This is a genomic window from Enterobacter sp. E20, from assembly GCF_000801755.2.
Lineage (GTDB): Bacteria > Pseudomonadota > Gammaproteobacteria > Enterobacterales > Enterobacteriaceae > Enterobacter > Enterobacter asburiae_B.
Window position 1 is genome coordinate 2,680,108 of the sequence record NZ_CP012999.1, and the last position, 12,804, is coordinate 2,692,911.

Annotated in this window: 11 protein-coding genes; 5 read left to right on the forward strand and 6 right to left on the reverse strand. The window is 48.3% G+C overall.

The window, feature by feature from the left end:
- Positions 1 to 28 precede the first annotated feature (28 nt).
- The 3 genes from NI40_RS12565 to NI40_RS12575 are packed head-to-tail and all read right to left on the reverse strand — an operon-like array spanning position 29 to position 4,429.
- Complete coding sequence (locus NI40_RS12565) at positions 29 to 1,477, reverse strand: ATP-binding protein (RefSeq protein ID WP_001049182.1); 1,449 nt, start codon at positions 1,475 to 1,477, stop codon at positions 29 to 31.
- Positions 1,477 to 3,600, reverse strand: coding sequence for a transposase (locus NI40_RS12570; protein ID WP_024551181.1), 2,124 nt, complete (start codon positions 3,598 to 3,600; stop codon positions 1,477 to 1,479). Before NI40_RS12570 ends, NI40_RS12565 begins: the two co-directional genes overlap by 1 nt.
- On the reverse strand, positions 3,587 to 4,429 hold the full coding sequence (locus NI40_RS12575) for a TnsA endonuclease N-terminal domain-containing protein (RefSeq protein ID WP_024551180.1): 843 nt from the start codon (positions 4,427 to 4,429) through the stop codon (positions 3,587 to 3,589). Before NI40_RS12575 ends, NI40_RS12570 begins: the two co-directional genes overlap by 14 nt.
- Positions 4,430 to 4,731: 302 nt before the next feature.
- On the opposite strand from NI40_RS12575, the gene NI40_RS12580 reads away from it, so the two are divergent.
- Both NI40_RS12580 and pdeR read left to right on the forward strand, forming a co-directional pair.
- Positions 4,732 to 6,666, forward strand: a complete 1,935-nt coding sequence (locus NI40_RS12580) for an exoribonuclease II (protein ID WP_033145738.1) — start codon at positions 4,732 to 4,734, stop codon at positions 6,664 to 6,666.
- A gap of 323 nt (positions 6,667 to 6,989) precedes the next feature.
- On the forward strand, positions 6,990 to 8,981 hold the full coding sequence (gene pdeR, locus NI40_RS12585; protein ID WP_039263550.1) for a cyclic di-GMP phosphodiesterase: 1,992 nt from the start codon (positions 6,990 to 6,992) through the stop codon (positions 8,979 to 8,981).
- Here the strand turns inward: pdeR and NI40_RS12590 are convergent.
- A complete protein-coding gene (locus NI40_RS12590) occupies positions 8,978 to 9,847 on the reverse strand; it encodes a crotonase/enoyl-CoA hydratase family protein (protein ID WP_039263551.1) in 870 nt (289 codons plus the stop codon). The two genes, pdeR and NI40_RS12590, sit on opposite strands and share 4 nt — an antisense overlap.
- Before the next feature lie 193 nt (positions 9,848 to 10,040).
- Here NI40_RS12590 and NI40_RS12595 point away from each other — a divergent pair, with 193 nt between their 5' ends.
- The 3 genes from NI40_RS12595 (at position 10,041) to osmB (ending at position 11,502) form a co-directional block, all read left to right on the forward strand.
- A complete protein-coding gene (locus NI40_RS12595) occupies positions 10,041 to 10,223 on the forward strand; it encodes a YciZ family protein (RefSeq protein ID WP_024907126.1) in 183 nt (60 codons plus the stop codon).
- Positions 10,224 to 10,266: 43 nt separating this feature from the next.
- Complete coding sequence (gene yciT / locus NI40_RS12600) at positions 10,267 to 11,019, forward strand: DNA-binding transcriptional regulator YciT (RefSeq protein WP_039263552.1); 753 nt, start codon at positions 10,267 to 10,269, stop codon at positions 11,017 to 11,019.
- A 264-nt stretch (positions 11,020 to 11,283) separates the two neighbouring features.
- The gene (gene osmB, locus NI40_RS12605; protein ID WP_008501216.1) at positions 11,284 to 11,502 is read left to right on the forward strand and encodes an osmotically-inducible lipoprotein OsmB; all 219 of its coding nucleotides are present in this window, start codon (positions 11,284 to 11,286) and stop codon (positions 11,500 to 11,502) included.
- Positions 11,503 to 11,607: 105 nt separating this feature from the next.
- Here the strand turns inward: osmB and yciH are convergent, their stop codons facing one another.
- Positions 11,608 to 11,934 carry a stress response translation initiation inhibitor YciH gene (yciH, locus tag NI40_RS12610; protein ID WP_023312064.1) on the reverse strand — a complete coding sequence of 109 codons (327 nt, stop codon included), beginning with the start codon at positions 11,932 to 11,934 and terminating at the stop codon, positions 11,608 to 11,610.
- Complete coding sequence (pyrF, locus tag NI40_RS12615) at positions 11,934 to 12,671, reverse strand: orotidine-5'-phosphate decarboxylase (RefSeq protein ID WP_039263676.1); 738 nt, start codon at positions 12,669 to 12,671, stop codon at positions 11,934 to 11,936. Before pyrF ends, yciH begins: the two co-directional genes overlap by 1 nt.
- Positions 12,672 to 12,804: the final 133 nt, after the last annotated feature.

Consider the following 12,804-nt stretch of genomic DNA (forward strand, 5'->3'; position numbering starts at 1 on the left):
CTTTGACCGTTACGAACTGATGACCTCATTACAATTTATTAAGTGGATCTGTATTTATAAGCCCGCAACGCTGAAGAGCATCGTAGGTATTTTTCTTTTCAGCTGTTCTGGTGATAACAAGATCATGGTCAAGAGACAGTATTTTCTCGTCGAAATTGCGCATAACCTCGTCTATTTTTCTTACGAATTCCTTGTGCTGTGGCCTGTCTATATCTCCAGGGATCAAAGCTTTTAAGGGCTTCTCTGACATGAACTTAGCCGAAGCATCACTTTCATTAGATGCAGAGAGCCATTTGGCTTCCTCGTCTTCAGTCGCTGCCCCCGGGAGTAAAGTATCCTTATATTCCTCCGTATGGCTTACGAGTACCGGTACAGAGGCCGACAAGACTGCACCAGTTATGATTTCATTACCGCTACCGATAACCTTTAATTGTGCCCCCCGATAAATCATCTGAGCCAATCCAATGTTGCCTTTAGATAAAATGAATAATTTTTCGTTTAACTCATCATTTAATGGTGTTTCAACATTTGTCCATTGTAATGGCCATAAATAATGAATAAACGATTGCCAGTCTTGTGAGTCGTATCTGACATTTGAAATTTTCATATAACCACCAGACTCTGCCCGCCTGGCAATTCTCATTTTCTTTGTCAGAGTCTCGTCAAAAGGATGATTTCCACAAAAAACCATAGATACCCCCATCGAATCTACAATTTCATGTAAAAAATCAATCAACTTACTCTCACCTCCAGTTCTTGAAAATTTTAGCCTCTGCATTTCATCAATAACAAGGATACCTAAAAATGATGATTTTATTCTTTGCGCAATCTGGCGAGCCAGAGCACCATTTCTAATCTCTGGTGTAGTTCGTTCAATACCAATTGCATCATCTAATTTTTGTAAAATCTCTTCACAAAGGTCTCTCACACTTGAGTTGTATGGACAATTAATCTTTACCCATACGATTTGCTTACTGAAGCCGGGAAAAACTCCTTTATAGCTGCTGTGTTCTATAATCTGAGGGAAATGATCCATGACTTGCTCGATCATGGTAGTTTTTCCAGAACCACTCATTCCAACTATCGTAATGGTTTCAGCCTGGGATTTAAAATATCCACTTTCGGGTTCAATATCAGGACGCTCAGTCCCATAGTAATGAAGATATTGAATAGTTCCGCTTTTTAAAGGATTACGGGCTGCATAGCTTTCCCTAAGTGCCCGTAAAATCATTTTATAAGCCTGGATAAGATTGGTTTGAGGGCAACGGAATTTCTTTATACGTTCGACATACTGCTCTCTAACATTCGCCGGGGCAGTCCAGCGGATTTTTTCGTCAATTTCGGGAAAATAACTCATTTCCAGAAGTACTTCATCTTCCGTAAGCGCTTCAGGAAGTGCTTCAATTAAGGGGTTGCCACGATACTCAGGTAACTCCTGTTCTTTATATATCGCTGAAACGCTCCGTATAAGGTTCATTATTCTGCGTCCTCAGTCTTCTTCTTACCTTTTAACCATCTTTGTTTCTCCTCCCGGCCAGGCAAAAGCAGAACCTTACTGGATGACGGAAGTAGGGGTTCAGGTCTTCCATTAGCAACATCAGTTCGCCCTAATGAATCAAGTTCATTTTTCCTGTTCTTTTTAATATCTTTACCATGTACCCGTCGAGATTCGTATATTTCATTTAATCTTTCGTTACCTTTCTTGTTAAAATCATCTTTATTATTGATATTGCTGAGTGAATTCAGAGTAAATAAATTAATTTCTTTTTGAGTATCTACCCAATCAGCCATTACATCTGTATCAAGATGAGCTTTACCTTTAAATATATCTCTTTTCTTAAGCAGGTAATGCTTTTTGAAAATGCTATTTTTGTCAAATCTTACATATATATAATCTACGCAATTGTCATCTATTCTTGCTTCACAAGTGGTTCTTCCAAATACTCTGGCACCTGATGCAATGTCTGGATCACATTCATAAAAAAGATTATTGTACTGAATCCCACCGGCGGTAATGTTAGCGTTCACAGGGATCAACAATCGTGCGATCACTTCGTCGGCCCCAACGGCTCTTGCGCTGAATCTCCCGTGCTTTAAGCTTATCATCCAACTATTTTTTGGTGATATTACGAGATCATTTTCAATCAGTAAGGGATTGATATAAGCCAGTTCTTCATATGTTCTCTGATTATGTGCAAGTATCTCCCGAATCAGTAAAGACGTGACCTCCTGAATCGTTAAACAAGCCCTGGATTGCGGTGTTGGCTCTCCTTTAACAATCTTACCCCTTCGTGTTGTTCCAATAAGCCTATGAATAACTTCATCATTTAGAATACCGAAACAGCGTTCAACAATGCTTTTTCTGTCGCCTCTACCGACTGGCGCAAACTCAAGTTTTGTCAGGGGGGTCATCTTTTCCTGAGGTTTAAGACCAATCATCTCCCCGTTGTCACACATCAATGTTAATGGAATATGAGAACAAGGCCAATCATCATTAGTAATAGAGATTCCAAATAATCTACAATATTCTTTTTTTGGCATAAAGCAATTTGCTAACGCTTGTCGGGCAGCTCGCCATGAAGCATGGTATAAAGAAACATGAAGGCCAACAATCATTCTTGTTGCGCGATCCACCACTGTATAAATAGTTGGGCGCCCAATGACTTTTCGTCTGTTTAAACTCGAAATAAGATGTACATCAGCGACAGTTGAGTCTATTTCGAAAACATCACCCGGTAAAACAGTTGTATTAGCCGCACTACCTAAAAGCGCCCGCATTTTGAGGTCTATTTCTTTTTTCGTGTTCTTCTTCTTTATCGAGAAATCTTTAGTGAAGAGTTTTTTATTCCAGTATGAAAATTGTTTTAAAGAAGGAACATATGGAGCTCTATTTTCTAAGTTCGCTGTTTTAATTTCATCCCTAAAATACAAATCAATATGTCTCTCTAATGTTTTCTTTATCGTATCTCCGTTAACTTTATAATGATACATAATGAGAGATTTTCTAATATTATTTATATCTCTTTCATTAAGAATGAAAACACGTGAACGTTCATTAGGTAATGCTCTGTTTTTCTTGGAATTCCCAAGTTTAATTTCATGTTTGATTCTACTTTTCCCAGCGGCACCACAGTTCGAGAATGCGGGTAGTAATGCATAAACATCCTGCCCATGTCGCCAGTACAACGCCAGAAGCGTTCTGATAGTATATTGTGATATTTTTTTATTTCTGGAGTAGTCCATTAAAAGGTGAGACTTTTTATGTAATGCATAGTCGAACAGAAACATTCTGTCATCTACAAGATCTTTAATGATATTGTAATTTTCATCTCGCCTTCCCCTGTCTTCATCTGTTATTTCTTTCTCATCTACTAACATATATGAAGGGTATATATAATCTTTACAAGTTATGCTATTTGATTCAATATAATATTTAAACAATGAAAATGAGAAAGGAATTGGCTTACCCGTTCTTTCTGATTTTATTTTAAACAAAATTAACAAATCAACCTTTTTGTCAAAATCCAAAACACGATAAAGCCCCTCTGCAAGCAAATCAGTGCCTTGAGAGAGCCAGACTGAATTTCTAATAATATCCATTTGCGTTCAGTCCTATATAGTGGCCATTGGATATTATCTTTATCAGACCGGTTTCGAGTATTGGATATGATAAATCAATTTTTATCATTTTTAATCCAATCATTGCCTGCAATAACATCATCGCTTCTTGTGCATCTACCCCAATGATTGATGAAATCATTGCACGTAGTCCCACTATGGGATAAACATCTGGTTTAAGCTTCCATAGGATTTTATCAAGAGGATATTTATCATAAAATTCAGAACCATCTCTTAATACAGAAGTAGCCCAGCAAATGTTTTTACCGACGACGTTATTGAGTTCCGAGCCAACATAAATTTGAAACTCAACATCAATCAACTGCCAAAACATCCTCTCTATTTCAAGTTTTTGGGCTTCGCGTTCAGGTATGCTCTCGTTATGTTTTACTGCTATAGCTTTGTATCGAAGTCCGCCTTCAGGAGTTCTCAAGGTCAGTAAAAAATCGGTTGTCATAACATTCAGAACTTCGACAGGTACTCCTCTTACTCCCCTCACCATAGGATGTTGAAAATGTAGATGATTTGCTATTTGTTGGGTAAGCCGGAGAGGAAAGAGTGGGAATTGTTCCCGGATATCAATCACCGAGTCATTAAACTCAGCCAGATAGAAAAAGTTACTTTCGACAGAAGAAAGGAGATGATGGTTTCGAAACGTCTTAAGGCCAAAGACTATCGAACGGTTTCCACGGGATTTAACGTCCTGAGCTCTAAGCCAGGGCTGATAACTTTGGCCATAGCCCACTCCTATGCCGTCACCTAGCGCATTTTCATAATCCAAATAGGATTTGAGACGCCTACCCCTACCCATGATCGTACCCAAAAAACGACATTGATACGTACCTATATGTGCATTTTATAGTCTCCAACCCTATAACCACACATTCAGTAAGTATACAACATTAGCGTCGTTTTTTGAGAATGGTTACAACTTTAGTGCTTTGTGTACAACTTTATTGTCTTCGGACAGCGCGTTTGATGGCTGGCTCAATCGTCTGAAAGTCGCGTTTGGTAAAGAGGAATAACCATACTAATTACCCAAAGAGCGCTTGCTGAGACAGTGAGAATCGCGTAAAACTGTCAGCCGCTCAATGGCTACGAAAATAGAACATTATGTTTCAGGACAACCCGCTGCTAGCGCAGCTTAAACAGCAACTGCATTCCCAGACGCCGCGTGCAGAAGGGGTCGTAAAAGCCACGGAAAAGGGCTTTGGCTTCCTTGAGGTTGACGCGCAGAAAAGCTACTTCATTCCGCCACCGCAGATGAAGAAAGTGATGCATGGCGATCGCGTCATGGCCGTCATTCATACCGAGAAGGACCGCGAGTCTGCCGAGCCGGAAGAACTGATCGAACCGTTCCTGACCCGTTTTGTGGGTAAGGTGCAGAGAAAAGACGATCGTCTTGCTATCGTGCCGGATCATCCCCTGCTGAAAGATGCCATTCCCTGCCGCGCCGCCCGTGGCGTTGAGCATGATTTTAAAGAAGGTGACTGGGCCGTAGCAGAAATGCGCCGTCATCCTCTGAAAGGCGATCGCGGTTTTTATGCTGAGCTGACCCAGTTCATCACCTTTGGCGCCGACCACTTTGTGCCATGGTGGGTCACGCTGGCACGCCACAATCTTGAAAAAGAAGCGCCGAACGGCGTAGCGACCGAGATGCAGGACGAAGGTCTGACGCGCCGCGATCTCACCGCGCTGGAGTTTGTCACCATCGACAGCGCCAGCACGGAAGATATGGATGACGCGCTGTACGCTGAAGAGAGCGCCGATGGCAAACTGCATCTTACCGTCGCCATTGCCGATCCAACCGCCTGGATTGCCGAAGGCAGCAAGCTTGATGACGCGGCGAAAATCCGTGCCTTCACCAACTACCTGCCGGGCTTCAATATTCCGATGCTGCCGCGCGAATTGTCAGACGATCTCTGCTCGCTGCGTCCAAATGAAGTGCGCCCGGTCCTTGCCTGCCGCATGACTATCGCCGCAGATGGCGCGATTGAAGACGATATCGAGTTCTTTGCCGCCACCATCGAATCGAAAGCCAAGCTGGCCTACGATAACGTCTCCGACTGGCTTGAAAATACCGGTAGCTGGAAACCTGAATCAGACGCCATTGCCGCGCAAATTCGTCTGCTGCATCGCATCTGCCTGAACCGCGGCGAGTGGCGTAAAACCCACGCGCTGGTGTTCAAAGACCGCCCGGATTATCGCTTTGTTCTGGGCGAGAAAGGCGAAGTGCTGGACATCGTGGCCGAACCGCGACGCATTGCGAACCGCATCGTTGAAGAGGCGATGATTTCCGCCAACATCTGCGCCGCACGCGTGCTTCGCGACAGGCTGGGCTTTGGCATTTACAACGTCCACACCGGGTTTGATCCGGCGAATACCGAAGCGCTGGCGGCCCTGCTGAAGACTCACGATGTGCACGTTGATCCTGAAGAAGTGCTGACGCTGCCGGGCTTCTGCAAGCTTCGCCGCGAGCTGGACGCGCAGCCGTCGGGTTTCCTGGACAGCCGCATTCGTCGCTTCCAGTCCTTCGCTGAAATCAGCACCGAACCTGGCCCGCACTTTGGTCTTGGCCTCGAAGCTTACGCCACCTGGACATCGCCGATCCGTAAGTATGGCGATATGGTTAACCACCGCCTGCTGAAAGCGATTATCAAAGGTGAAACCATTGCCCGTCCTCAGGAGGACACCACGCTGCAGATGGCCGATCGTCGCCGTCTGAACCGCATGGCCGAGCGTGACGTTGGTGACTGGCTGTACGCACGCTTCCTGCAGGATAAAGCCGGTACGGACACCCGTTTCGCCGCAGAGATCATCGATATCAGCCGCGGGGGCATGCGCGTCCGTCTGGTCGATAACGGTGCTGTCGCGTTTATTCCTGCGCCGTTCCTGCACGCGGTTCGTGACGAAATGGTCTGTAGCCAGGAAAACGGTACCGTGCAAATTAAAGGTGAAACAGTTTACAAAGTCACCGACGTGATTGACGTTACTATCGCCGAAGTTCGCATGGAAACCCGCAGTATTATCGCGCGCCCTGTCGCCTGATAACCGGTTCAATTGTCGGCCATTTCCTTTCCGGAAGGGCCGACAATTTTTCTTTTTATCCCCACCACAAAATCATTATTTTTCCTTACTATTTTCAGCATCCCTTCGCCCAAAACCGCCATAATTATCTACAGTAAAAGAGTGTTGTTATATTCGGTTACGTGAATTTCTATACGCTCAGTATCCTTTTTAACCTGACTCGTTTTATTATAAGAAAGCAGGGAAAAACAACAGGTTCACTTCGGTTTTGCCGCTGTTTCTCAACGGAAAAGTCGACAGCAAATGAATAATTTGTGCGCTAATGAACAGCTGCGGGAGAAAACATGATGGACGATCTGGAGCAGAATTTGCTGTTTCGCTACATGGGGACTCACAGCCCGTGGTGGCGCCTGTCAGCCGACAGCAACGCTCTGCACCTCTCCGCCAGCGAAAATGCCGATGTCACTCAGGTCGTGGCGCTGGACGATGAACAGGCCGATCTCATCCGTCATTTAACCGTTATTACCTCCAGTATTTCCATGTCGCTCTCCCTGTACGGAGAAGATGTCCCGGTTCATCTTGTGGGCCGTAAAATTACCCGCAACGAGTGGGCAGGCACCGCTTCCGCCTGGAACGATACGCCCTCCGTGGCGCGCGATCTGGCTCAGGGGCTCTCTTTCGCGGAACAGGTTGTCTCAGAGGCCAACTCCGTCATTGTTATTCTCGATCAGCACGGCAATATTCAGCGTTTTAACCGGCTTAGCGAAGAGTACACCGGCCTGAAAGAGCAAGAAGTCATTGGTCAGAACGTATTTAAGCTGTTTATGAGCCGCAGCGAAGCGGCAGCCTCAAAGCGCAATATTACCGGTTTTTTTCGCAACGGCAGTTCCTACGAAGTCGAACGCTGGATCAAAACGCGTAAAGGGCAGCGCCTGTTTCTGTTCAGAAACAAATTCGTGCACAGCGGCAGCGGTAAAAATGAAATTTTCCTTATCTGTTCCGGGACAGATATTACCGAGGAGCGCCGCGCTCAGGAGCGGCTGCGCGTGCTGGCCAATACCGATACCATCACCGGCCTGCCAAACCGCAATGCGATCCACGATCTGATTTCTGACGCCATCGATAACCGCGGCGACACGCAGGTGGGCGTGGTGTATCTCGATCTGGATAACTTTAAAAAGGTCAACGACGCTTACGGGCATATGTTTGGCGATCAGCTGTTGCAGGCTGTCGCCCTCGCCATTTTGAGCTGTCTGGACGAGGAACAGGTGCTGGCGCGTCTTGGCGGCGATGAGTTTATCGTCATGGCCACCAATACCTCTCAGGGCTCTCTGGAGGCGATGGCGTCGCGCATTTTAACCCGTCTGCGCCAGCCGTTCCGAATCGGTCTGATTGAGATTTATACCGGCTGCTCTCTGGGTATTGCCCTCGCCCCGCAGCACGGAAACGACCGGGAAAGCGTTATTCGCAACGCCGATACCGCCATGTACACCGCCAAAGAGAACGGCCGGGGCAAGTTCTGCGTCTTCTCACCCGAGATGAACCAGCGCGTGTTTGAGTATCTCTGGCTGGATACCAACCTGCGCAAGGCGCTGGATAACGATCAGCTTCTGATCCACTATCAGCCGAAAATAACCTGGCGCGGAGAAGTCAGAAGCCTTGAAGCGCTGGTCCGCTGGCAATCGCCAGAACGCGGCCTGATCCCGCCGCTGGAGTTTATCTCTTATGCCGAGGAGTCGGGGTTGATTGTGCCGCTGGGCCGCTGGGTGATGCTCGATGTGGTTCGCCAGGTGGCAAAATGGCGCGATAAGGGAATAAACCTGCGCGTGGCGGTGAACGTCTCTGCACGCCAGCTGGCCGACCAGACCATCTTCAGCGACTTAAAGCAGGCGCTGAAGGATCTGAATTTTGAATACTGCCCGGTCGACGTTGAGTTGACCGAAAGCTGTCTTATCGAAAATGAAGAGCTGGCGCTGTCCGTGATCCAGCAGTTCAGCAGACTCGGGGCGCAAATTCATCTGGATGATTTTGGCACCGGCTACTCTTCCCTTTCTCAGCTGGCCCGCTTCCCTATCGACGCCATTAAGCTCGATCAATCTTTCGTCAGGGATATTCATAAGCAGTCTATTTCCCAGTCGCTGGTGCGCGCTATCGTCGCGGTGGCGCAGGCGTTAAATCTGCAGGTGATTGCCGAGGGTGTGGAGAATGCAAAAGAAGACGCCTTTCTGACCAAGAACGGCGTCAACGAACGGCAGGGTTTTCTGTTTGCTAAGCCGATGCCCGCTGCCGCATTCGAGCGATGGCTAAAACGATATCAAGCGCGAAATCAACGTTAACTGGCTTTACGCAGGCCCGCCGCGTGATGGCGGTTTTGCAGCGTGACCAGACGCTCCATGTAGGCGATATCTTTCGGCTCCAGGCAGAAAGCGGCATCAACCCAGTCTTCCGTGATGTCCATCAGTTCACTGCGAGGCAATTGCAGAACGCGAGTACGGGCGCGCAGCATCGCCCTTACGCCATTCAGTTTTGGCCGCAGCGTATCGATGAAGGTTCGGGTGGAGACATAGCTTTGTCCCGGTTCAAACAGGACATCCACCAGCCCGTGCTGCTCGTACCATTCAGCCGTATGGGATTCCCCTTTGTAGATAAGTTCCTCCGCCAGCTTCATGCCTGCACGGCGTGCAACGAGGGAATATCCACCCATACCCGGAAACAGGTTGAAGGCTATCTCCGGGAAACCTAAACGGGCATCGCGCTGAGCCAGGACGAAATGGTGCGCCAGAGCGGCCTCAAACCCGCCCCCTAACGCACTGCCTTCTACCATTGCCAGAGTGATGGCTCCCGTATCAAAACCCCGTGAGGCCGCATGGACGCAATCAACGCAGGCGCGAGCGTACGCCCGTAACGCTTCCCGACGTCCGTTCTGAATGCACTCGACGAAGAACTGTAAATCACCGCCCGTATTGTACATCTCGGGAACCAGCGATCCGGTTACCCAAAAATCAACCGCAAAACCAGACTGGCGAACCAGCCATGAAAAGTTCATGATCTCCTCTATTAACGCATGGTTAAAGCAAGGACGTGGCTGAGCCCGCAGCATCATCCAGACCGTGTGACGCTCCGCCTCGTAATACCCTGACAGCTGCGTGAACCGTTCAGTATCGGTAAACAGTGTGCAGGTAGGCTGATTGATAACTGTCATAGTCTAATTCCTCTTATAAAAAAGCGCCTTGCGCGCAGTTTTAGACTAATCCAGTCATTAAGCCTGCTGCATGAGGGGGAATAAATTTATCACTTACGTTTATGTAATTTAGTTATTGCATTTTTTCCCTTCTCTTTTGAACCTAATTTCTGCATCATTGAAAATATTAACTTTTCGCGCCTGGGGTGAGATTATGTCGACTATTGACGCACAAGCTGTAGCACAACGAATTGATACCGTGCTGGATATCCTGGTGGCGGGCGATTATCACTCTGCTATCCGTAATCTCGAGATCCTGAAGTCTGAACTTCTTGCTCAGAATGGTGCTGACAATGCGCCAGAAAACAGACAGCCAAAAGCGCCGTGGGAAGTTTAATCCCACCGTCTCCGACCTCGTTTCGCTTTATTAAATGGATGCTATGAATTCCCGACAACAACTCATTTTGCAGATGGTCATCGATCAGGGACGCGCAAGCGTAGTCGACCTCGCTAAAACCACTGGCGTGTCTGAAGTCACCATCCGCCAGGATCTTAATCTGCTGGAAAAACAGAGCTACCTGCGTCGCGCGCACGGATATGCTGTCCCGCTGGACAGCGATGACGTGGAGACGCGCATGATGAATAACTACGCGCTCAAACGTGAACTGGCGGAATTTGCCGCGTCCCTGGTGAACAACGGCGAGACCGTCTTTATTGAAAACGGCAGCAGCAATGCCCTTCTGGCGCGCACGCTTGCCGATCAAAAAGACGTTACCATCATCACCGTCAGCAGCTATATCGCGCACTTGCTCAAAGAGACGCGCTGTGAGGTGATTCTGCTGGGCGGTATTTACCAGAAAAAAAGTGAAAGCATGGTAGGCCCGCTGACCCGTCAGTATGTCCAGCAGGTTCATTTCAGCAAGGCCTTTATCGGGATTGACGGCTGGCAACCGGAGACAGGTTTTACCGGCCGGGATATGATGCGCTCCGACGTGGTGAATGCCGTGCTTGAAAAAGAGTGTGAAGCCATTGTGCTGACCGACAGCTCTAAATTTGGCGCCGTTCACCCATACACGATGGGCCCGGTTTCACGCTTTAGCCGCGTGATTACCGATGAACGGTTGAGCGATGCGCACCGTAATAAACTGGAAGATGACGGGCTGATCGTCAATATTATTAAAACGACCGCCTGAGTTCCCTCCGCGCCCGAATTTCGGGCGCATACGCCCCTTCTTTCTCTGAGATGATTCCTGGTACTTCTTTAAGAGTTTTTACCTGTTTAACCTGCATTAAAGTCGTAAAATTAATGTTAGCGATATAACAGGAAGTGACTATCACCTGCGTGATTACGTAACGCCTGCGCGACCAGCTTTCACGGAGAACAGAATTAAGTATTCGATTCGTCTATACTTAACGTGTACATCTTTCCGTGAATCGATAATTCAGGAGAAAGTATTATGACCTTAACCAGCAAAAAATTAGCCGCCGCTGTTCTGGCAATCACTGTAGCAATGTCCCTGAGCGCGTGCTCTAACTGGTCTAAACGTGACCGTAACACCGCTATTGGTGCCGGTGCCGGTGCTCTCGGTGGTGCAGTATTAACGGATGGTAGTACGCTGGGTACATTAGGTGGCGCTGCTGTCGGTGGTATTATCGGTCACCAGGTTGGCAAATAATTATTCTCTAAGCCTTCCCCGGTATTGCGATATTTGAACGCATTTCAGGTCTGACATACGCACGTATATAACACGAGCCACGGCATTTGCCGTGGCTCATTTATTTTAACCGCCTGCCAGTTTGACTTTCATCCCTTTGGCTTCCAGTAGAGATTTTATTAAATCACGCTTATCTCCCTGGATTTCAATAATGCCGTCTTTCACGGCGCCGCCGCAGCCACATTTCTTTTTTAACTCGGCCGCCAGCTTTGCCAGTTCAGCATCATCCAGGTCAATGCCGGAGATAAGGCAAACTCCTTTCCCTTTTCGTCCACTGGTCTGGCGCTGGATCCGAACGATGCCGTCCCCCTTTGGACGTTCCACTTTCGCTTTCGGCTCGTCTATACGCCCGCTATCGGTTGAATAGACCAGACGGCTGTTGGAATCGGTCATTAGGCCCCCTTTTTCAGCGATGCGTTGATAGCCTTAAGCGTCTCAGCCGGGTTGGCAGACTGCGTCACCGGACGCCCGATGACCATATAGTCAACGCCAGCAGCCAGCGCCTGCTCAGGCGTCATAATACGGCGCTGATCGCCCACTTCGCTGCCTGCAGGACGAATACCGGGCGTAACCAGTTTAAAATCCTGGCCCAGCGCTGATTTGAAACGTACCGCTTCCTGCGCGGAACAAACAACGCCATCCAGGCCGCAATGCTGCGTCAGACGCGCGAGACGTTCGGCATGCTCGGCGGGTGACAACGTCACGCCCAGGTCGCGAAGATCGTTTTCGTCCATACTGGTCAGCACCGTGACCGCAATCAGCAGCGGTGCATCTTTACCGAACGGCAGGAGCGCTTCACGGGCGGCCGTCATCATTCTTGCCCCACCCGATGCGTGGACGTTGACCATCCATACGCCCAGCTCTGCGGCTGCGGCAACCGCGTGCGCCGTGGTATTCGGGATATCGTGGAATTTCAGGTCGAGGAAAACGTCAAAGCCGCGCTGCTGCAGATCGCGAACGATTTGCGGTCCAAACAGCGTGAACATCTCTTTGCCAACTTTCAGACGGCAGTCGCGAGGGTCGATGCCGTCGACAAGCGCCAGTGCAGCGTCACGCTTATTGTAATCGAGCGCAACAACAACAGGAGAATCCGTAATTACGCGGGAAGTGGAGGATGTAACAGACGTCATGACCAGCCCTTTTCGTCTATGGGCGCGCAGCGGCGCGGAACAGATAAACGGCCAGCATTCTACCTGCCGACGCCGCAAATTGACAGGATCCATTTACGCGCCTGCAAGGCCGGCAAACCGCACGGAGCACAGG